We start from the raw sequence: 21116 nt of genomic DNA, 5'->3' as shown, positions 1-21116 counted from the left end.
TTCATGCGGCGTGGCCGCCGCGCTGCTTCTGCAGCACCGCGAGTTGTCCAGGCAAGGCCTGGGCCCAGGCGGTGATGTTGCCCGCACCCAGGCAGATCACGAAGTCGCCGGGACGCGCGATGGCGTGCACCATCTCGGCCAGGTGCTCCGGGCCCGGCAGCGGCACCACGCTGCGATGCCCGCGCGCGCGCAGCCCGTCGACCAGGGCGTCGCGATCGATGCCCGCGATCGGGGTCTCGCCGGCGGCATAGACATCGGCGATGATCACCGTGCCGGCATCGTTCATGCAGGTGCAGAACTCCTCGAACAGCGCGCTCAGCCGCGAGTACCGGTGCGGCTGCACCACGGCGACCACGTCGCGCGCGCCGGCCTGCCGCGCCGCCTTCAGCACGGCGGCGATCTCCACCGGATGATGGCCGTAATCGTCGACGATGCTGATGCCGCCGGCTTCCCCGGTGCGGGTGAAGCGGCGCTTGACGCCCTTGAAGCCGGCGAAGGCCGAACGCATGGTGCCGTCATCGATCTCCATCTCGACGGCGACGGCGATCGCAGCCAGCGCGTTCGAGACGTTGTGGCTGCCCAGCATCGGCAGCCGGAACGGCCCCAGCCGCCGGTTGCGGCGGCGCGCGCGGTCGGTGACGGCGACCTCGAAGGTGGCGCCGCGCTTGTCGGCGACCAGCCTTTCCGCACGGATGTCGGCCTGCGGGCTGAAGCCGTAGGTGACGATGCGATGGTCCGACAGGCGCGGGATCATCTGCTGCACCGCCGGATGGTCCACGCACAGCACCGCGAAGCCGTAGAACGGGATGTTGGAGACGAACTGGTCGTACGCCGCCTGCATGGCTTCCGCCGTGCCCCAATGGTCCAGATGCTCGGGATCCATGTTGGTGACGACCGCGATGGTGGCGGGCAGGCGCAGGAACGAGCCGTCGCTCTCGTCGGCCTCGACCACCATCCAGTCGCCGGAGCCCATCCTCGTATTGGTGCCGTATGCCTCGATGATGCCGCCATTGATCACGGTGGGATCGAGCCTTGCCGCTTCCAGCACGGCGGCGATCAGGCTGGTGGTGGTGGTCTTGCCGTGCGTGCCGCCGACCGCGATCGACCAGCGCAGCCGCATCAGTTCGGCGAGCATCTCGGCCCGGCGCACCACCGGGATCAGCCGGGCGCGGGCGGCGGCGACCTCGGGATTGTCGCGCTTCACCGCGGTCGAGATCACCACCACCTGGGCGGTGCCGAGATTGGCCGCGTCGTGGCCGATCAGCACCGGGATGCCGGCCGCGCGCAGCCGCAGCACGTTGCCGCTCTCGGCGATGTCGCTGCCCTGCACCGCATAGCCGAGCGTGTGCAGCACCTCGGCGATGCCCGACATGCCGATGCCGCCGATCCCCACGAAGTGGATCATGCCGATATTGAGCGGAAGCGCCCTCATGCCGTCGTCTTCTCTCTGGAGGCAGGTGGCCTGGAAGCGGACCGGATGGCCGAGGATGCAGGCCGGCGCAAGGCCGCCTCCACCAGATCCGCGAGACGACGCGCCGCATCGGGTCGGCCAAGGCGGGCGCTGGCGGCGGCGGCGGAGGGCAGCGCCAGCGGATCGGTCAGCAGCGTCGGCAGCAGGGTGGACAGTCCGGCGGCATTGAAGTGCGGCTGCGCCACCAGCCAGCCGCCCCCCGCCGCGACCAGGGCGGTCGCATTCGCGGTCTGCTCGTCGCCGGCCGCGATCGGCAGCGGCACCAGCAGCGCAGGCCGTCCGGCCACGGTGATCTCGGCGACACTGGAGCCGCCGGCGCGGCCGATCACCAGATGCGCCGCGGCGAGCAGGCTGGGGATGTCGCGCAGGAACGGCGCCACCTCGGCCGGGATTTTTGCCTGCCCGTAGGCGCCCCGGACCCGGTCCACATCCTCGGCGCGGGCCTGCTGGGTGACGCGCAGCCGGGCGCGCAGCCCCGGCTCGAAGTTTCCCAGCACGTCGGGCATGATGTCGGCGAACACCCGCGCCCCGAGCGAGCCGCCCCAGATCAGCAGGTTGATGGTCTCTCCCGCAGGCTCGTAGGGCTGGCCGGCGAGAGCGGCGATGTCCGGGCGCACCGGCATGCCCGTGAGCGTGACCTCAGCTCCCATCGGCAGCCGCGCGGTGTTGGCAAAGCTGGTCGCCACCGTGTCGGCGAAGCGGGCGAGCTGGGCGTTGGCCATCCCGAGCACCGCATTGCCCTCGTGCAGCACGATCGCCGGCCGCCGCGCGCCGAGCAGCCTCGCCGCGAGCAGCGGCGGCACCGACGGGTAGCCGCCGAAGCCGACCACGGCGGCGGGGTTGAGGCGCCGCAGGATGCCGCGCGCCTCGAGCACGCCGGCGCCGATCGCGGCGAGGGAGCGCACCCGGCCACCGAGGCCGCGGCCGGCGATGCCGGCGCCGGGCAGCACGTGCTGCGCTCCCCTGGTGAACACGCCGGCCTCGCGCTGGCCGCCGCGCCGGTCGGTCATCAGCACCAGCCGGTGGCCGCGCGCCAGCAGTTCCGCGCCGAGCGCCTCGGCGGGGAAGAAGTGCCCGCCGGTGCCGCCGGCGGCGATCACGATGGCCTCGCTCATGCCGCGCGACCCTGGTGCAGCGAGACGTGACGTCCCCGCCCCTGCAGCACGCGCACGCGCGGGCGCCGGCGTGTCAATGCCAGCACCATGCCGATGGTCAGCGCCACCGACAGCGCCGAGGAGCCGCCATAGGAGATGAAGGGCAGCGTCATGCCCTTGGTCGGGATCAGGTGCAGCGTCGAGCCCATGTTGACGAAGGCCTGCAGGCCGAAGCCGGTCACCAGCCCGCAGCTGGCCAGCACGATGAACGGGTCATCCTCGGCGAGCAGCTTGAGCAGCGTGCGGATCACGATGAAGCAGAACACGCCGATGATGAACAGGCAGACCAGCAGCCCGAATTCCTCGCCCGCGACCGCGAACACAAAGTCCGCATGCGCGTCGGGCAGCAGGTCCTTGACCCGGCCCTCGCCCGGTCCGCGGCCGAGCAGGCCGCCATTGCCGAAGGCCTGCAGCGCGGTGTCGATCTGGTAGTGGTCGCCGACATTGGGATGCAGGAAACGCTCGACTCGGCTGCGCACATGCGGGAAGGCGAAATAGGCGCCGATGAAGGCGCTCACCATCGCGCTGCAGCCGACGCCGACGAAGAACAAGTTGAGTCCGTCGATGAACAGCTGCGCCATGAACACAAGGGTGATCACGGTCAGCATGCCGATGTCGGGCTGCGACTGCAGCAGCATCAGGATCACCCCGAACACTGCAAAGGCGATCGCCATGCCTGGAAACAGCCGCAGCCGCCGGCGCTCGGTGAGCAGCCAGGCGGTCACCACCGCAAAGCACGGCTTGAGGAACTCGCTGGGCTGCACCGACATCATCGGCAGCGCGATCCAGCGGCGCGCGCCCTTGATCTCGATGCCGTGCACCAGGGTGAGCGCGGTGGCGGCGATCGCGATCAGGCAGCCGGCGAGCGACAGCCGGCGCACCCCCTTCGGCGGCAGCATCGATACCGCCATCACGATGGCGCCGGCGATCGCCAGGAAGATCACCTGCTTGAGGATGAACATGTCGCGGGACGCGCCGATGCGGGCCGCCACCGCCGGGCTCGCCGCCAGCATCAGCACGTAGCCGAAGCCGATCAGCACGCCGATGCAGCCGAGCGTCCAGCGATCCACGGTCAGCCACCAGCGGCCGATGAGGGAGTTGTCGATCCGCGACAGGCTGCGCATCAGGCGGCGCTCCCTGGCCGCTGCGACAGGCTTTGCACCAGGGTGCCGAAGGCCTGGCCGCGCACCTCGAAATTCGGGAACTGGTCGAAGCTGGCGCAAGCCGGCGACAGCAGCACCACCGGTGCCGCCTGGGATCGGGCCGCCGCGAAGGCGGCCGGCACGGCTGCCTCGAGCGTGTCCACGATCCGGTGGCGGACGCCGTTGGCAGCCAGGGTGCTCGCCAGCATGGGGGCGTCGCGCCCGATCAGCAGGACCTCGGCGATACGAGGGAAATGCTCCGAGAGCGTTTCGATCCCGCCCGACTTGGCGATGCCGCCGGCGATCCAGACGATCCGGTCGTAACAGGCGAGGGCGCGGGCGGCCGCGTCGGCATTGGTCGCCTTGCTGTCGTCGATGAAGTCGATGCCGTCGATCGTGGCGATGCGGCGCTGGCGGTGCGCAAGGCCCGGGAAGCTTGCCAGCGCCGGCGCGATCGCCGCCTCCGGCACCCCGAGATGCCGCGCCATGGCGATCGCGGCGCGGGCGTTCTGGGCGTTGTGCGGGCCGGGCAGCGCGGGCGCAGGAGCGGGCAGGCCGTCCTCGCCGCTGACGGTGACCAGGACCGCCGGCCCATCCTGCAGGTGCTGCTCCTGTTCACAGCACCAGGCATCGTCGAGCCCCAGCACCGCAAGATCGGACCCGGTCTGGCGCTCGAAGATGTGCCGCTTGACGTCGCCGTAGGCTTCCAGATCGCCGTGCCGGTCGAGATGGTCGGGGGCGAGGTTGAGCAGGGCGGCCGCATCGAAGCGCAGCGCTGCGAGCCGCTCCAGCATGTAGCTCGACATCTCGAGCACATAGACGCCACCGTCGCCGAGCAGCGGCAGCGACAGCGCGGCCGGCCCGAGATTGCCGCCGGCCGCATTCGGGATGCCGGCCTCGGCCAGCAGGTGGGCGAGCAGGGCGGTCGTGGTGGACTTGCCGTTGGTCCCGGTGATGCCGGCGAACCGCGCCCGGCTGCCGGTGCGCCGCACCGCCTCGAACAGCAGCTCCGCGTCCGAGAGCACCGGCACGCCGGCGGCGAGCGCCCGGGCCGCGACCGGGTGCGGCACCGGCAGGCGGTGCGGAATGCCCGGCGACAGCACGAGTGCCGCGAGGCCGTCCATGCTCGTGATCGGCTCGACGCTTATGCCGGGGGCGGGGTCGGCGAGCGACGCGCGCGCGGCCTCGCCATCATCCCAGGCGATCACCTCGGCGCCCATTCCGGCCAGGGCGCGCGCGGCGGCGGCCCCGTTGCGGCCGAGGCCGAGCACCGCATAGCGGCGCCCCGCGAACAGGTCCGGAGGAAATGCCCCGCTCATCGTATCTTCAGCGTCGCCAGCCCGGCGAGGCCGAGCATGATGGAGACGATCCAGAAGCGGATGACGATCTTCGGCTCCTGCCAGCCCTTCTTCTCGAAATGATGGTGCAGCGGCGCCATCAGGAACACCCGCCGCTTGGTGCGCTTGTACCAGAAGACCTGGATGATGACGGACAGCGTCTCGACCACGAACAGGCCGCCGACGATGCACAGGACGATCTCGTGCTTCACCGCCACCGCCACCGCGCCCAGCGCCGCACCCAGCGCCAGCGAGCCGGTATCGCCCATGAACACCTCGGCCGGCGGCGCGTTGAACCACAGGAAGCCCAGCCCGGCGCCGATCAGCGCGGCGCAGAACACGCCCAGCTCGCCCGCCCCCGGCACCGGATGCAGCTGCAGGTAGTCGGCAAAGATGCGGTTGCCGACGAGATAGGAAATCAGCGCGAACACCAGGGCGGCGATCACCACCGGCACGATCGCCAGCCCGTCCAGCCCGTCGGTGAAGTTCACCGCATTGCCGAAGCCGGTGATCACCAGCATGGCGAAGATCGGAAAGGCGTAGCCCAGCGGCAGCAGCAGTTCCTTGACGAACGGGAACGCCACCGTGCCCTCGAGCGGCACCGGCATCAGGCTGTTCAGCCACCAGCCACCGAGCAGGGACGCCGCGAACTCGCAGCCGAGACGCATGCGCTTGCTGACGCCCGCGGTGTTGCGGCGCGACAGCTTGAGGTAGTCGTCCGCGAAGCCGACCGCACCGAACGCGGCGGTGATCGCCAGCACCGCCCAGACGAAGCGGTTCGACAGGTCCGCCCAGAGCAGGGTCGAGAGGAACAGCGACAGCAGGATCAGCACGCCGCCCATGGTCGGCGTGCCGGCCTTTTCCAGGATGTGCCGCTCCGGGCCCAGGGCGCGTATCGGCTGGCCGTCGCGCTGCACCCGGCGCAGCCGGGCGATCACGCGGGGGCCCAGCCAGAGCGACAGGAACAGCGCCGTCAGGCAGGCGGCCCCCGACCGGAAGGTGATGTAGCGGAACAGGTTGAACAGCGCGAACTGCTCGGCAAACGGACGCGCCAGGTTGTAGAGCATCAGCGCGCCGCATCGCCGGATACCACACTCGCCGAAGGCATGGGACGTGCCGAAGGCATGGGCGCAAGGGCGGCCACGATCTCGCGCATGCGGCTGCCGTAGCTGCCCTTGACCAGGATCACGTCGCCCGGCCGCATCGCCCGGGCCACCACCGGCGCCAGAGTCGCCGCATCCGCTTCGCACGCGCCTTGCAGATCCTGCGGCAAGGCCTTGTAGAGTTTGGTCATCATCTCGCCGCAGCAATAAACGATGTCCGCCGAGTCGCGCACGAACGGCAACAACGATAAATGCTCGGAAACCGCGAAATCGCCGAGTTCCAGCATGTCGCCCAGGACCGCCACGTGGCGCTCCGCCGGCACCAGCGCCAGCAGCTCGAGGGCGGCGCGCACCGAGGCGCTCGAGGCATTGTAGCTTTCGTCCAGCAGCGCGGCGCCGCCTGCGAGCCGCCGCAAGGCGCCGCGGCCGTCGCCGGGCGTGAAGCCGGCGAGTGCTGCGGCAGACGCGGCCAAGTCGGCGTCGATGGCATGCACCACGGCAAGGCAGGCCAGCGCGTTCATCGCCATGTGCCGGCCCGGCGCCAGCAGGGTCACGGGCAGAAACTTTCCTGCAAAATCAGCTACAAAGGCCGTTTCGTTCGCGTGCAATTGCAGGTTCCGGAGGCTGGCATCGCCCGTCTCGCCGAACCGCAGCAAGCGAATGCCGGCCTCGCGGGCGCGGCCGGCCGCCGCATCGAGGCCGGTGGCGTCGGCCGGGATCACCGCGACACCGCCCGGCTGGAGTACCGCGAGCAGCGCGGCCTTCTCGGCAGCGATGGCGTCGAGGCTGCCCATATGGCCGATATGGCTGGCGCCGATGGTGGTGATGACCGCGATGTCGGGACTGACGAGGGCGGCGAGCGGGGCGATCTCGCCCGGATGGTTCATGCCGATCTCGCAGACGCAGAACGCCATTGAAGGATCGAGCCGGGCCAGGGTCAGCGGCACCCCCCAGTGGTTGTTGTGCGAGGCGCTGGCCGCATGCGTCGCCCCGAGCGCCGACAGGGCGGTGCGCAGCATCTCCTTCGTCGTGGTCTTGCCGACGCTGCCGGTGACGGCCACCATCCGGCCCTGGAAGCGCGCGCGCGCAAACCGGCCCAGATCGGTGAGTGCCGACTGGGTGTCGCGCACGTGCAGCAGGCGCGGATCCCGCGCGAGGCCGGCCGGCAGTGCCGACGCGTCATGCAGCACGGCTGCGGCGGCGCCGAGCCGCAGCGCCTGTTCGACATGCGCATGGCCATCGTCGTGCTCGCCGCGCAGGGCGATGAACAGGTCGCCCGGCTGCAGGCTGCGGGTGTCGATCGACACGCCGGTCGCCGCGATCGGCCCGCCGGCGATGCCGCCGGTCGCCTGCTCCAGCGTCTGCCGGGTCCAGAGCAGGCTCACGGCGTGCGCTCCGGCTCGGGTGATTCCGACAGGCCGGCCAGACGGCGGATCACCCCGCGATCGTCGAACGGCAGCGTCTCGTCGCCGATGGTCTGGCCCTGCTCGTGGCCCTTGCCGGCGACCACCAGCACGTCGCCGGGGCGCAGCGCCTGCAGCGCCGCCGCGATCGCCCGCTCGCGTCCGCCGACCGCGACGCCGTTGCCGCAGGCGGCCATGATCTCGGCGCGTATCGCGGTCGGCGCCTCGCTGCGCGGATTGTCATCGGTGATGATGGCGACATCCGCCAGCCGCTGCGCCACCGCGCCCATCATCGGCCTTTTGCCGCGGTCGCGATCGCCGCCGGCGCCGAACACCACCACCAGATGGCCACCGGCCGCGTGCGGTCGCAGTCCGTGCAGCAGTCGCTCCAGCGCGTCCGGCGTATGCGCATAGTCGACGTAGGCCGCCGCTCCGTTCGGCAGGGTCGCGGCCAGCTCCATGCGGCCGCGCACGCCGGCGAGGGCGGCCGCATGCGGCAGCAGGCGGGTCAGCGACGCCTCGTCGGGATCGGCGAGTGCCAGTGCCAGCAGCACGTTGTCGGCCTGGGTGCGGCCCGGCAGATTGAGGGCGATTTCGTGCCGCTGGCCGTGGATTTCGAGCTCCAGGACCTGTCCGTTCGCCTGCGGGGTCGCGCGCAGCAGCCGGATGGCGGTGCCGCGCTCGCCCACGGTCCGCTGCTGATGGCGGCGCGTCCCGGCGATGGCGGTGAGCCGTTCCAGGGTCTGCGCGTCCATGTCGGCATTGACCACGGCCAGGCCGCCCTCGGGCAGCAGCGTGTCGAACAGGCGCAGCTTGGCGCGGCGGTACTCCGACAGGGTGCCGTGATAGTCGAGATGGTCGCGTGTCAGGTTGGAGAAGCCGGCGGCGGTGATCGCCACCCCGTCGAGCCGGTACTGGTCGAGCCCGTGCGAGGAGGCCTCGAGCGCCACCGCGCCGATGCCGTCTTGGCGCAGCTCGGCCAGGATACGGGCGAGCGCGATGCTGTCCGGGGTGGTCATGGACGGACCAGTGACCTGCGGCGTGCCCCCCTGTTGAGACGCCGCCTGTTTAGAGGGGGGCGCGATCACGCCAAGCGTGCCGAGGCTGGCCGCGGCCACGCCGTCCAGCGTCCAGAGCTGGCGCAGGAACTCCGCCGTGCTGGTCTTGCCGTTGGTGCCGGTGATCGCCGCGATCCGCTCCGGCTGGGGTCCTGCGAGGCGGGCGGCCAGCAGCGCCACGGTGTAGCGCGGCTCGCTGTCCAGCAGCAGCGGCCGCTGCGGCACGCCTTCGGGCCAGAGGGTGCCTGTCGGTGCCAGGACGGCGGCGGCGCCGGCGGCGACCGCGTCGGCGATGTAGCGCCGTCCGTCGCTGCTGCGGCCGGGCACGGCAACGAACAGGGTGCCGGCGCCGACCTGCCGGCTGTCCAGGGTGAGGGCGGCTATCTCGGTGCTGCCGGTGCCGGGTGGGACCGATAACCCGATCTCGCCACCGGCCAGTTCATCGAGACGCATCTCGACTCTCCGGGGCCGCATCATGATAGGCGATCGTCTGGCGCAGGCGGTCGAGGTCCGGCTTCGTTGCATGGCGCGCCGCCTCGTGCGTGCGCGAGCGCTCCTCGTCGTGCCTGTCGCCGGGATCGTTGCCCGGGCCGAGCTCGCGGGCGCCCGCAGGGGCGGCCGGCTGCATCGGGATGTCGAGTTCCGCGTCGATCCGCGCCGCGTCGACGGTGTTCGGGAACAGGCCCAGCATCGGCCCGATGCGGGCCACGATCTTCGACACCGTGGGCGCCGCATTCCACGACGCGGTGGTCCAGCCATGCGTCGCCTTGGTCGCCTTCGGACTGTCCAGCATGACATAGACCGCAAAGCGCGGCGTGTTCATCGGAAAGATGCCGGTGAAGGCGGCGACGTTGATGTGCTTGAGGTAGCCGCCGTGCGGGCCGATCTTCTCGGCGGTGCCGGTCTTGCCGCCGACGAAGTAGCCAGGCACCTCGGCGCTCTTGCCGATCCCCTTGGTGACCACCAGGCGCAGCATCTTGCGCAGCAGCAGCGAGTTCGCGTCCGACAGCAGCTTCGGCCCCTCGGGCACGATCTCGGCGTCGCCGCCGACCACATCGGCATTGTCGTCGGACGCAATCTCGCCGGCAGCGGGAGGACCGTCGCTCACCGGCAGGTTTGCCGAGACATCCTGCAGGTTGGCAGCCCCGTTGGTGGAGAACATGCCGCCAGCCTGGCTGCCGGCCTGGCGCTCCGGCTCGGGACGCGCCTGCAGGGTCGGCGTGACCAGCACGCCGCCATTCGCCGCCGCCGCGGTGCCGCGCACGATCGCCAGCGGCGGCTCGGCGACGCCATGGCCGAAGCCCACCGTCATCACCGTCGACTGCCCCCAGCGCGCCAGGCCCGGGATGATCGGGTGGCCGGCCTCGGGCAGCTCGATCGGCACGCGCGAGAAGAAGCCCATGCGGCGCAGCCAGTCCTGCTGGCGCTTGGCACCGACATCGAGCGCGATATGGGCCGCCGCCGGATTGGACGAATACGCCATCACCTCGGGCATCGACAGCCAGGGCGCGAAATGGTCGGTCTTCATGTCGGAGATGGTGTAGCGGCCGACATGGATCGGGATCGTCGAGAAGCGGTCCCAGACATGCGCCACATCGTCCTGCAGCGCCATCGCCGCGGTCTGCAGCTTGAAGGTGGAGCCGGGCTCGTACATGCCGGTGACCGCGCGGTTGAAGCGTTGGTCGTCGGTGGCGTGGCTGAACAGGTTGGAATCGTAGTCCGGCAGGCTGACCATGGCGATGACCTCGCCGGTGCGCACGTCCATCACGATGGCGCAGGCGCCGATCGCCTGGAACTCGGCGCGGGCGGCGGCCAGTTCGTCGCGCACCACCGCCTGCACCCGCACATCGAGCGAGAGCCGCAGCGGCGTGGCGTCGCCGGTCAGGCGGCGGTCGAAATAGCGCTCGACGCCGGCGACGCCGTGATCGTCGACATCGACCGCGCCCATGATCTGCGCCGCGGTGCGGCCGAGCGGATAGCGCCGCTTCTCGCCGGGCTGGAAATAGATGCCGGGAATGCCGAGATCGTTGATCGCGATCTCCTGGTCCGGCGGGATCTCGCGGGCGATATAGACGAACTGCTTCTTCTCGGAGAGCCGCCGCACGACGTCGTCGACATCGAGCGCCGGCAGGATCGCGCGGAGCTTCGCAGCCGCCTCCCTCGGGTCCATCAGCTCGAGCGGATTGGCGAACACGGTGGCCATCGGCAGCGAGATCGCCAGGATCTGGCCGTTGCGGTCGGTGATGGTGGCGCGCTTGACATGCGACAGGCTGAGATCGTCCGCCATCAGCCCCTTGGGGTCGGCGCCGGTGGTCGGCAGCTTCGGTACCTGCGGCGCGATCTGCCGAGGGGCCGGCGCCATCGGATGCAGCACCGTGGCCAGCGTCAGCTTGAGCCCGACCGCGCCGAACAGCACGCCGAAGCCGCCGGCGACGCTGAGCAGGCGCACGCGCATGCGCTCCATCAGCGCGCGGTGCGCAAGATCGCCCTGGGTCACGCGGACGACGGTCTCGCCGCCAGGCGGGGGCGTTGCCTCGGTCACGTCTCGGTCTTGTGCAGGGGGCCGGTCTTGCGCAGGGGGCGGGTCTCGGTCGGAACCATGCCTAGTTGCCGTCCTGCACCGGCACCGGCGGCGGCAGGGCCGCGTGCGAGAAGCCGAGCGACGAGCCGATGCCGTAGCTGGAGGCCTGGTAGGCGGGAACCTGGGCCGAGGCGTAGCGCTGGGCCGGGCGCCAGGCCGCGATCGGCAGCGGCGCCGGATGGGTCATGCCGGCGTTCGGGATCAGGCGGCGCAGCGGCGGTGGCGAATACTCCGCCATCTGCACCAGGGGCGCGGTCCGGGTCGGGCGTGCGGTCGTGCGCGCTGCCGGACGCGCCGGCTGCGTCGCCGCCAGCACCACCGGGTGCTGCGTGCGCAGGTGCGTGACCGTGCGATGCGGCTGGGCCGGCGTCGCGGCGGCGTAGAGCGGCGCGTGCGACACCGGCTCCTGCACGGCGCGCGCGTCGGCCGCCGCGTCCCCGGCGGCCGCGCTGTCGGCGGTCCGGACCTCGGGCGCACGCGGCGCATCGGACAGGGTGTCGGGTTCCGGCGCCAGCGTGGCCCGCGCCATGACCTGCACCGGGGCAAGCTCGGCGGGCTGGACCGCGGCGGCGGCCACCGGCGGGGCCTCGTCGGGCAGGCGATGCTCGACGGCGGCGAGCTGGACGAACTGCGTCGGGTCCAGCGGATGCAATTGCGGCAGGAAGCGCTGCGCCAGCGACTGCAGCCGGTCCGGCTGGTTCAGCAGCGCCCACTCCGCGCGCAGCATCGAGGTGCGCTCGCGGATCTGCTGGGTCTCCTGCACGACCTTGGAGATCTTCTGGTCGAGCACCGTGGTCTGGTGCTTCTCGGTGTACACGTACAGGCCGGAGGTGCCGGCGAGCACGACACAGAAAAAGGTCAGGGGACGGATCATGCGGGGCTTCCTGCCGGCAGGGTCGGTGGTGCGGACGGTATGGTCGAGGCGCTGTCGAGGCGTTCGAGCCCGCGCAGCCTGGCGCTGCGGGCGCGCGGATTGCGGCCTTCCTCCTGCTCGCCGGGACGAGCGGCCCGGTTGGCGAGGAGCCGGTAGCGGGGCGGTGCGAGGTGCCCACCGAGTCCCCGCGGGTCGTGCCGCGATGGCAGCGGCAGGCGGCCGGCGGCCTCGATCATGAAGCGCTTGACGATGCGGTCCTCGAGCGAATGGAACGCGACCACGACCAGCCGGCCGCCCGGCGCCAGCAGCTCGGCGGCCTGGGCGAGGCCGCGCTGGATCTCGCCGAGCTCGTCATTGACGCGCAGGCGCAGGGCCTGGAACGAGCGGGTCGCCGGGTCCAGGCGACCGGAGCGATCCGGCGGCACCACCGCGCGGATGATGGCGGCGAGCTGCAGCGTGGTCTCGATCGGCGCCTCGGCCCGGGCTGTCACGATGGCGCGTGCCACGCGGCGGGACAGCCGTTCCTCGCCAAGAGCGTAGAGCGTGTCGGCAAGGTCTGCTTCCGGCAGGGTGCGGATCAGGTCGGCGGCGGTCTCGCCGTGGCGGCTCATGCGCATGTCGAGCGGTCCGTCGGCGCGGAACGAGAAGCCGCGCCCGGGATCGTCGAGCTGGAACGACGACACGCCGAGATCGAGCACCACGCCATCGAGCTGATGCACCCGGCACTCGGCCAGCAGCGCCATCATGCTGCCGAAACTGCCTTCGATCAGATGCAGGCGGGCCGCCCGGTCGCCATCGTGCAGCGCGACCTCATGCATGATTGCGGCGCCGCGCTCGATCGCCTGCGGGTCGCGATCGATCGCCCACAGGGTGCAATGTGCTGCCGCCAGGATGCCGCGCGCGTAGCCGCCGCCGCCGAAGGTGCCGTCGAGATAGACGCCGCCATCGCGCGGCCTGAGCATCCCGATGACCTCGGGCAGCATCACCGGCGCATGGCCGGCGGCGTTTCCTGCAGTCCGGGCCAACGATTTTGCCGTCCGAGGGCGAGTCCGGCGCGCGTTCACGACTGATCTCTCGACGACTGATCTCTCGACGACTGGCCGGCCCCCCCGGCGCGCGCGCCCGGCAGGCTGACCGCCCGTGCCCGCACGCGGGCCTCGTTGCGCCGGGCCTCGGCCGCTTTCGGTTCCCAGATCTGGAAGATGTGGCCTAGCCCCATGAATGCGACCGAATCGATCAATCCCGCATGCGCGGACAGGATCTCTGGAAGCATGATTCGCCCCTCCTTGTCCGCATCGATAGGATAAGCATCCGCATAAATCGCAGCGGCGAGGTCGTCATGGTCTTCCGAGAACATGTCGAGCTGGTCGAGCGGGCTCGCGAGCGATGCGAATGCTGCGGGCGGCCAGGCCTCTATGCAGGGATGCTTGTGCGACGGGCGGAGAACGATCTGCACCGGGCCCGGCACGTCGTCGATCGCAATCCCCTGCTGACGTGCGGCACGCTCGCGCAGCGCGTTGCGAAATCCGGCGGGCACCGAAACCCGGCCCTTGGCATCGAGGCGATTCTGGTGGGTGCCGAGGAACACGCTCATACTGTGCGACGCCCCCCTGACACCCCGCGCCCGTCATGCGGCGCAGCTCCTGCCCACGGACGCTGCATTTCGCGAATTCCCGCGAACCGGCGCATCCGGTCCGAGCATTCGCTGAAACGCTCTGTATCGTGGGCATCCTTGGGATATCATGGGCCAACATGGGCGGTCAAACAAGAAAGCATGTTCTTTCCACGACTTGTGCGGTTTTGCGTGGGTGTCGGAAGAACAGCAGGTTGGGCGTCCAACTGTTGCGGAACCGCTATAAAACGAGATGTCTGTTCTTGAATCGTTCTGGTTATGCGGCGGTCTGTGCCGCATGTGTGAACCGCGCCTAGTCGAATCGACGCCGTAAGGAGAACCCAGACTGTCTTCGAACAGGCGGGGGGCGTTGGAAAAGGTGCCAGACGGCCTGTAAGCCGGGTTCTGTCCGCACCCGAAGCTGCGGGACGGTCATTCCTCTGGGACACGCATTGCTGCGTGCCTCGCGCGACCAACCCGGGCGGCGAGGCGAAAGACCTCCGGAGCCGGTTCGCGACCGTGATCGCGAACCGGTCCCGCCGCCCCTATTCGGTCTTGCTCCCGGTGGGGTTTGCCCTGCCGCCGCCGTTGCCGGAAGCGCGGTGCGCTCTTGCCGCACCGTTTCACCCTTGCCTGCAGGCGGCCCCGGTTGCCCGGGTCGGCGTGCAGGCGGTCTGTTCTCTGTGGCACTTTCCCTGGGGTCGCCCCCGCCGGCCGTTAGCCGGCACCGTTCCTTCGTGGAGCCCGGACTTTCCTCCACCGACCCTGGCGCCGTCCTTGCGGGCGGCGCAGAGCGCGGCAGCGACCGTCCGGCCGTCTGGCGGGCGGACCCTGGGGCCGGGCGGGTGCTACGTCAAGCAGCAGGGCGCGATGCGTGGTGATGCGGCGCATAAAACGCGATGCCGGCGAGTTCGATCTCCAGGATCGCCGGTCGCTGCAAGATCGCCGGCAGCCCAAGCTCCGCCTGCCCGTCGGTCCAGCGCGCCGTGGCGGCCGTCTCGCTGGCGTGCCAGCCACGCCGCCTGCCATCGGCGAGCGGCAGGCTCTGCGTCGCAAGTCCGGTCCAGAGCAGGGCGCGGGTGACCTGCACGCCGAGCTGGCGGCGGTCATCGACGAACGGCCCCTCGATCTCGGCGGGCACCCCGGATCGTGACAGCAGCGTGGTCGAGGCGGTGCCGGCCGGCAGCACGAAGAAGTGCCGCGGCCCGCGTCGGTTGCGCGCGCGCACGACGCTGCCGTCCTGCAGGCGCAGGCGCAGGTCCGGATCATCGGCGTGGTCGACCGCGCGCACCGGCGACGCGGCGCCGGCGCGTTCGCACAGCCGGCGCCAGATCGGCTCGACGATCGCGCGCGCGGTGGTCAGGGGTGCCGCGGCGTCGGCCGTCCAGTCGGCGGCGGCGCGGTCTTGGGTGCCGAAGTTGCCGCTGGTCCCGGTATCGAGATAGCTCTCGGTGGTGAGACCGTCGGCGAACAGGATGACATGCCGCTCGCACTCGACATGATGCACCTCGTAGCGTCCGAGACCCGGCTCGCGCAGGATGCTGGCGCCGTTCACCAGCATGCGGGCCGGGATCAGGCCGCCTTCGACCAGGATGCAGTGCTCCGGCGTCACCAGCAGGTCGCGCCGTGGCTGGTCGGGGGCGAAGGCGTGCGCGCGTATGCGGATCGGCGCCGCCTGCTCGCCGCCGACGGCGGCGTCGATGACGCTGTGCCCCAACCACCGCACGCGCGAGGACCCGCGCATCCCCGCTTCGAGCGTCACCACCTCGTCGCCCTCGGCCAGCGCCTCGATGGCGATCTCGCCGCGCCTGGTCTCGATGCGGGTGCCGGCCAAGAAGCAGCTCACGGTCACCGTCGTGCCGCCGTCGGCCGCCGTGCTCAGGCTGAACGAGGCGCTCGTCAGGGCGGTGCCGGTGACGTTGCCGAGCGTCAATGTCTGGCCTGGGCCGGTGAGGGTGAGAACATGGCCGGCATAGCTCGCGGAGGTGTATTTCTGGGTGCCGACCTCGAAGCTGTCCCCGGCCATGACGCCGGTGATCGCGTAGCCGAACGTGCTAGCCGTGCCGGTACCGGTGATGGCGGCGTTGCCGAGCCAGAACGATCCGCCTCCGTAGGTCACGCTGGACCCGAAATTGAAGGTGGCAGCGAGCGCGTTCGCCAGCGACACGGTGGCGTCCAGCTTCACCGTGCCGCCATCGATGTTGAAGGTGCTCGGCCCGTCATTGGCGGTAAGGCTGTTGATGGCGCCGGTTATTTCGAGACTGCCGCCTTTGTTGATGGCGAAGATGTCGGTCCCGCTATAGGCGATCTTGGTCTGGCCGGTGATGGCAAGGCTGCCGCTCTTGAGTTCAAGCGTTCCGATGTTCGCCGTTCCGGCAATGCTGAGAGTATCGCCGTTCAAGGTCAGGATGCCGGTCTCGACGAGACTGCCGCCGGCCTGGATGGTGGTGCCGGCAACGCCACTCAGGTCGAGGCTGGCAGCGGTCAGCGTGCCGCCGCTATTCACCGTGATGTTGGAGGCGGTGCCGGTCTGGGTCGCGAAACTGAGCGCACTGGCGGTCAGGGTGCCGCTGACATTGACCGTGTTGGTGAGGCCGAATTCGGTCGTGGCCCCGGTAAAGTCCAGGCTGCCACCGGCGGCGACCGTCGTGGTGACGTTGGCGGCCAGGGTCGCGAGCGTGGTGGCGGTCAGGGAGCCGCCGATCAGCAGCGTACTCGGGCTGCCGCCATTGTTATAGGTCAGCGTGCCCATGACGGCGGCATCGTCCACCGCAATGGTGCTGCCCGACAGCAGGTTCAGGGTCACGGCCGTCGTGGAGCTGTTCGGCGCCGCACCGCCGGACCAGTCCGTCAGGGTCGAGAACAGGTAGTCCCCGGCATACGGACCAGTCGTCGTCCTGGTGGTCTCGGTGTAAATATCCGATGCCAACGGCATGCCGCGCCCGCTTCCATTGCTGATCAATAACGAGCACCCACAACCGGACCAGTGGGAAAATCTGACGGAACAGTTCGTCAGGTTTTACCACTGGCCTTTGATTTGATGGACCGATTGAACCTGCCGCTCGGGTAGTGAGCGTCAGGATCGGACCACTAGGTCGGGCATCAGGCGAAGTTTCGGCGCGAGACCTGTCCCTTGTGCGGATCTCTGTTGCAAAAAGCAATCGAATACGCCGCCATTACATGCCCAGCGTGTTCATCCCGCGCGTTCGAGCGCGATTGCCAGCGTCGAGCAGTAGCGGCGCGGGCCGCCGCGCGGCAACAGGCCGGCGCGCAGCAGCTTGCGCAGCACCCGCATGTTGGCCTCGCAGAACACCACCTTGACGCCGCGTCGTTCCAGGTTCCCGGCTGCCTCCTGCAGCGCCTGGAGGCCGGTGATGTCCATGAACGGCACATGGCCGAGCCGCAGGATCAGGCAGCGCGGATCGGTGCGGGTGTGGCCCAGTGCGCGCTCCAGCGTGTCCACCGCGCCGAAGAAGAACGGGCCCTCGATCGCATAGACCAGCACGCCGGGCGGCAGCGGCACCGACAGCGTGGCCGCGTCCTGCGCCACTATCTCGACGCTCGACGCCATCCGGCGCAGGAACTGCAGCATTGCCAGGATCACGCCGATATTCACCGCGATCACCAGGTCGGTCATCACCGTGAGCCCGAAGGTGATCAGCAGGATCCCCGCATCCGCCCGCGGCGCGGTGCGCAGCATGCGCACGCAGTGCGCGGCCCCGCTCATGTTCCAGGCCACCACGAACAGGATCGCCGCCAGCGCGCAGAGCGGGATCATGCCGGCGAGCGGGGCTGCCACCAGCAGCACCGCCACCAGGGTCAGCGCGTGCACGATGCCGGCCAGCGGCCCGGTGCCGCCGTTGCGGAAGTTCGTGGCCGTCCGCGCGATCGCCCCGGTGGCGGCGATGCCGCCGAACAGGGGGCTGATTATGTTGGCGAGGCCCTGGCCGATCAGCTCCTGGTTGGAGTTGTGCCGGGTGCCCGCCAGGCCGTCGGCCACCACCGCCGACAGCAGGCTCTCGATGGCGCCCAGCATGGCGATGGTGAAGGCGGACGGCAGCAGCGACATCACCTGGTCGAAGCCCATCGCGGGCAGGGTGAGGTGCGGCAACCCGCGTGGAATGCCGCCGAAGGCGCTGCCGATGGTGGCGACGCCCGGCCAGCGGAACGCCGCCTGCAGCCCGGTCGCCACCACCAGCGCGATCAGCGGCCCCGGCAGGCGCGCGAGGCCGGGGATGCGCGGCCCGAACAGCAGCAGCGCCATGCTTGCCAGCGCCAGCGCCGTGGTCGCCGGATGCAGGTGCGGCAGCACGCGCAGCAGCTGGCCGAGCTTTTCGTAGAAATGCTCGCCCCCGGTGTGCGGCAGGCCGAAGAAGTCGTGCCACTGTCCGACCCAGATGATCACCGCGATGCCGGCGGTGAAGCCGCTGATCACCGGATCCGGGATGAAGCGGATGGCGGCGCCGAAGCGGGCGAACCCCATCGCCAGCAGCATCACGCCGGCCATCAGGGTCGCCACCAGCAGGCCGCCCGCACCGTGCCGCGCCACCACGCCGGCCAGGATGACGATGAAGGCGCCGGTGGGACCCGCGATCTGGATCCGGCTGCCGCCGAACAGCGACACCACGAGGCCGCCGATGATCGAGGTGTAGAGGCCCTGCTCGGGCCGCACCCCGGAGGCGATGGCAAAGGCGAGGCCCAGCGGCAGCGCCACGACGCCGACGATCAGGCCGGAGACGATGTTGGGCACCCATTGCGAGCGGGCGAACAGCCCGGCCCGCCAACCCTCGACGACCGCGATCATGCCCGGTCCGCAAGCCTCGGGTCAGCGGCGGCTCCGGACGTGGCGGCGTTCCCTTCTAGAGCTGGCGGATGGTGTCGAAGTCGAAGTCGAGATCGTCCGGGCTGAGGCCGATGCGCAGGCTGGTCTTGGTGGGCATGGAATAGGGTGGCACCGGCAGGTTGTACTGCGCCGGCGCTCCCTCGAAGACCCGGCCGGCGAGGTCGAACTTGGAGCCGTGGCAAGGGCAGGCATAGCCGCCCGGCCAGTTCGCGACCGGCTCGGTCGGCGACGGGTTCGGCACGTAGCCGGGCACACAGCCGAGATGCGTGCAGATGCCGACCATGACGCCGTATTCCGGGGCGAGCGAGCGGTGCCAGTTGACCACGTAGTCCGGTTGCTGCAGCTCGCGCGAGGCCCAGTCGCGCAGCCGGTTGGTGAGGTTGGTGTCCTGCAGGGCAAGCAGCGCCGCAGGCGTGCGGTGCACCACGAAGACCGGCCTGCCGCGCCAGACCACGACGATCTGCTGGCCGGGTGCGACCTTGCTCAGGTCCACGTCCACCGTGGCATCGGCGCTGTCGGGGCCGCCGACAGGTGAGAGGCTGTCGAGAAACGGGAACACGAAGGCGCCGGCGCCGATGACCGCCGCCGCCCCGGTCAGCAGGGTGAGGAAGTCGCGGCGCGGCCCAGACTCCGGGCCGTGACCCGCAGCGCCGTGGCCAGCAATCGGGGGGTCCGTCTGAACAGCCATGTCGTCTCCAGCGCGCTGCCGCCTGTTCTGCCGCTTCGGCAGCCCCCGGACAAGAGCCGACGCGGCTCAGCCCTTCACGGCGCCTGCTGCAAGTCCCTCGATGAGATAGCGCTGCAAATAGAGGAAGCAGCCGGCCACCGGCACCACCGCCAGCACCGAGGCCGCCATCAGGCTGCCCCAGTCGGTGACGTGCGCGCTGCGGAACAGCATGATGCCGGGGGTGAGCGTCCGGTGCGCGTCGTCGTTGATCAGCACGTAGCCGAACATGAACTCGTTCCACGCATTGATGAAGGCGAACGCGGCCGCCGCCAGCAGGCCGGGGGCGGCCAGCGGCAGCAGGATGCGTCCGATGATGCCGGTGCGCGTGCAGCCATCGAGCTCGGCGGCATCCTCGAGTTCGCGCGGGATGGCGTCGAAGAAGCCCTTCAGCATGAAGCTGCAGAGCGGGATGGTGAAGCTGCAATAGACCAGCACCAGGCCCAGGTAGGAACTGAGCAGGCCGAGCTGCCGGATCAGCATGTAGAGCGGGATCAGCAACAAGACGCCGGGGATCATCTGCGAGAGCAGCAGGGCACCGCCGACCGCGCGCGCGAGCTTCATGCGCGGCCAGCGGCTGAGCACGTAGGCGGCGAAGATCGAGACACTCAGCGCCACCAGGGTCGACGCGCCGGCGACGATCAGGCTGTTGCGGAAATAGATGCCGAATTCGGTCTCCAGCAGCACGTGCCGGAAGCTCGCCAGCGTCGGGTGGCGGATCAGCAGCGACGGGCTCAGGCTCTGCACCTCGAGGGTGGGCTTGAGCGCCGTGTCGAGCATCCAGACGAACGGGAACAGGCAGAACAGCGAGAGCGTGACCAGCACGATATAAGTGAGCCGGTCATGCAGGCGGTGCTCGCGTCGTCCGGCGACGATCATGCCGCAGGTCTCGCGCGCGTGGCGTAATATTGTACGAACACGATGCTCGCCATGAAGCCCATCATCATGCTGGCGAGCGCGCAGGCGGCGCCGACGTCGAACTGCTGCATGGCGTAGCGGTAGATCATGATCGGCAGCGTCTCCGAGGCGTCCAGCGGGCCGCCCTGGGTCATCACCCAGATGAAGTCGAAGTTGATCGCGGTCCAGATCACGTGGATCAGGATCAGGGTCAGCGACACCGTCCTGATGTGCGGCATGGTGATGACGCGAAAGCGCCGCATCGGTCCGGCACCATCGACGGCGGCGGCCTCGTGCAGCTCGCGCGGGACCGCCTGTAGGGCGGCGAGCAGGCTGATGGTGTAGAACGGGAACGAGCGCCAGATATTGACCAGCGTCACGGTGAACAGCGCCGTCGCGGGCTGCCCGAGCCAGGCGATCGGCTGGCGGATCACCCCCGCCTGCACCAGCCAGTGGTTCAGGATGCCGTATTCCGGGGTCAGCATCCAGGTCCAGGTCAGCCCGGCCACGACGATCGGGATCACCCAGGGCACGATGATCAGCGCCCGGAAGACGCCGCGGCCGCGCACGTTGCGGGCCAGCGCCAGGGCCGAGGCCAGGCCGAGCGCGTATTCGCCGGCAACCGAAAGCGCGGTCCATATCGCCGTGTTCTCGAGCGCCGGCACGAAGTCGTCGTCGGCGAGCACGGTCCGGAAGTTCTCGAGCCCGGCGAAACCCTGCACCGTCGGGTTCACCAGGTTGACGAAGCGTACGCTCTCCCACAGCACGCGCAGCAGCGGGTAGGCGATCAGCACCAGCAGCAGGAGCACCACAGGGGCAGTGAACAGCGCCGCCGTCCTGATGATCTGCGTGCGACGGCCGGCCTCGGCGCGCCTTTCAGGCCGCACGATCGCGGCCGTTCGCCGCAGCTTGAGGGT

At 70.1% G+C, this 21116-nt stretch carries 16 protein-coding genes and 1 other RNA gene; all 17 read right to left on the bottom strand.

Annotated elements, in window-relative coordinates; translation table 11 throughout:
- Position 1 precedes the first annotated feature (1 nt).
- Positions 2-1432 (bottom strand): UDP-N-acetylmuramate--L-alanine ligase, encoded by a 1431-nt coding sequence (gene murC / locus ACQY4O_RS07920; protein WP_428375638.1) that lies wholly within the window; start codon positions 1430-1432, stop codon positions 2-4.
- A complete protein-coding gene (locus tag ACQY4O_RS07915) occupies positions 1429-2586 on the bottom strand; it encodes a UDP-N-acetylglucosamine--N-acetylmuramyl-(pentapeptide) pyrophosphoryl-undecaprenol N-acetylglucosamine transferase (RefSeq protein WP_428375637.1) in 1158 nt (385 codons plus the stop codon). Before ACQY4O_RS07915 ends, murC begins: the two co-directional genes overlap by 4 nt.
- The gene (locus ACQY4O_RS07910; RefSeq protein ID WP_428375636.1) at positions 2583-3749 is read right to left on the bottom strand and encodes an FtsW/RodA/SpoVE family cell cycle protein; all 1167 of its coding nucleotides are present in this window, start codon (positions 3747-3749) and stop codon (positions 2583-2585) included. Before ACQY4O_RS07910 ends, ACQY4O_RS07915 begins: the two co-directional genes overlap by 4 nt.
- Positions 3749-5086 (bottom strand): UDP-N-acetylmuramoyl-L-alanine--D-glutamate ligase, encoded by a 1338-nt coding sequence (gene murD, locus ACQY4O_RS07905; protein WP_428375635.1) that lies wholly within the window; start codon positions 5084-5086, stop codon positions 3749-3751. The genes ACQY4O_RS07910 and murD overlap by 1 nt, the downstream gene beginning before the upstream one ends.
- Entirely contained in the window at positions 5083-6171 is a 1089-nt protein-coding gene (gene mraY, locus ACQY4O_RS07900; protein WP_428375634.1) for a phospho-N-acetylmuramoyl-pentapeptide-transferase, read from the bottom strand. Before mraY ends, murD begins: the two co-directional genes overlap by 4 nt.
- On the bottom strand, positions 6171-7592 hold the full coding sequence (locus ACQY4O_RS07895; RefSeq protein WP_428375633.1) for a UDP-N-acetylmuramoyl-tripeptide--D-alanyl-D-alanine ligase: 1422 nt from the start codon (positions 7590-7592) through the stop codon (positions 6171-6173). Before ACQY4O_RS07895 ends, mraY begins: the two co-directional genes overlap by 1 nt.
- A complete protein-coding gene (locus tag ACQY4O_RS07890; RefSeq protein ID WP_428375632.1) occupies positions 7589-9121 on the bottom strand; it encodes a UDP-N-acetylmuramoyl-L-alanyl-D-glutamate--2,6-diaminopimelate ligase in 1533 nt (510 codons plus the stop codon). The genes ACQY4O_RS07895 and ACQY4O_RS07890 overlap by 4 nt, the downstream gene beginning before the upstream one ends.
- Positions 9108-11210 carry a peptidoglycan D,D-transpeptidase FtsI family protein gene (locus ACQY4O_RS07885; protein WP_428375631.1) on the bottom strand — a complete coding sequence of 701 codons (2103 nt, stop codon included), beginning with the start codon at positions 11208-11210 and terminating at the stop codon, positions 9108-9110. Before ACQY4O_RS07885 ends, ACQY4O_RS07890 begins: the two co-directional genes overlap by 14 nt.
- Before the next feature lie 61 nt (positions 11211-11271).
- A complete protein-coding gene (gene ftsL / locus ACQY4O_RS07880; RefSeq protein WP_428375630.1) occupies positions 11272-12123 on the bottom strand; it encodes a cell division protein FtsL in 852 nt (283 codons plus the stop codon).
- Positions 12120-13106, bottom strand: coding sequence for a 16S rRNA (cytosine(1402)-N(4))-methyltransferase RsmH (gene rsmH / locus ACQY4O_RS07875; RefSeq protein ID WP_428378141.1), 987 nt, complete (start codon positions 13104-13106; stop codon positions 12120-12122). The genes ftsL and rsmH overlap by 4 nt, the downstream gene beginning before the upstream one ends.
- 77 nt (positions 13107-13183) lie before the next feature.
- Positions 13184-13717 carry a division/cell wall cluster transcriptional repressor MraZ gene (gene mraZ / locus ACQY4O_RS07870; protein ID WP_428375629.1) on the bottom strand — a complete coding sequence of 178 codons (534 nt, stop codon included), beginning with the start codon at positions 13715-13717 and terminating at the stop codon, positions 13184-13186.
- Between the two features lie 396 nt (positions 13718-14113).
- An RNA gene (rnpB, locus tag ACQY4O_RS07865) (RNase P RNA component class A) lies at positions 14114-14556 on the bottom strand.
- Positions 14557-14588: 32 nt separating this feature from the next.
- Positions 14589-16670, bottom strand: coding sequence for a Hint domain-containing protein (locus ACQY4O_RS07860; protein WP_428375628.1), 2082 nt, complete (start codon positions 16668-16670; stop codon positions 14589-14591).
- Positions 16671-16928: 258 nt separating this feature from the next.
- Positions 16929-18539, bottom strand: a complete 1611-nt coding sequence (locus tag ACQY4O_RS07855; protein WP_428375627.1) for a SulP family inorganic anion transporter — start codon at positions 18537-18539, stop codon at positions 16929-16931.
- A 55-nt stretch (positions 18540-18594) separates the two neighbouring features.
- On the bottom strand, positions 18595-19266 hold the full coding sequence (gene petA, locus ACQY4O_RS07850) for a ubiquinol-cytochrome c reductase iron-sulfur subunit (protein ID WP_428375626.1): 672 nt from the start codon (positions 19264-19266) through the stop codon (positions 18595-18597).
- Between the two features lie 66 nt (positions 19267-19332).
- A complete protein-coding gene (locus tag ACQY4O_RS07845; RefSeq protein WP_428375625.1) occupies positions 19333-20181 on the bottom strand; it encodes a carbohydrate ABC transporter permease in 849 nt (282 codons plus the stop codon).
- Entirely contained in the window at positions 20178-21086 is a 909-nt protein-coding gene (locus tag ACQY4O_RS07840; RefSeq protein ID WP_428375624.1) for a carbohydrate ABC transporter permease, read from the bottom strand. Before ACQY4O_RS07840 ends, ACQY4O_RS07845 begins: the two co-directional genes overlap by 4 nt.
- Positions 21087-21116 lie beyond the last annotated feature (30 nt).

It is taken from the genome of Lichenicoccus sp., assembly GCF_965277665.1.
GTDB lineage: Bacteria > Pseudomonadota > Alphaproteobacteria > Acetobacterales > Acetobacteraceae > Lichenicoccus.
This window is presented reverse-complemented; position numbering and strand designations above follow the sequence as displayed.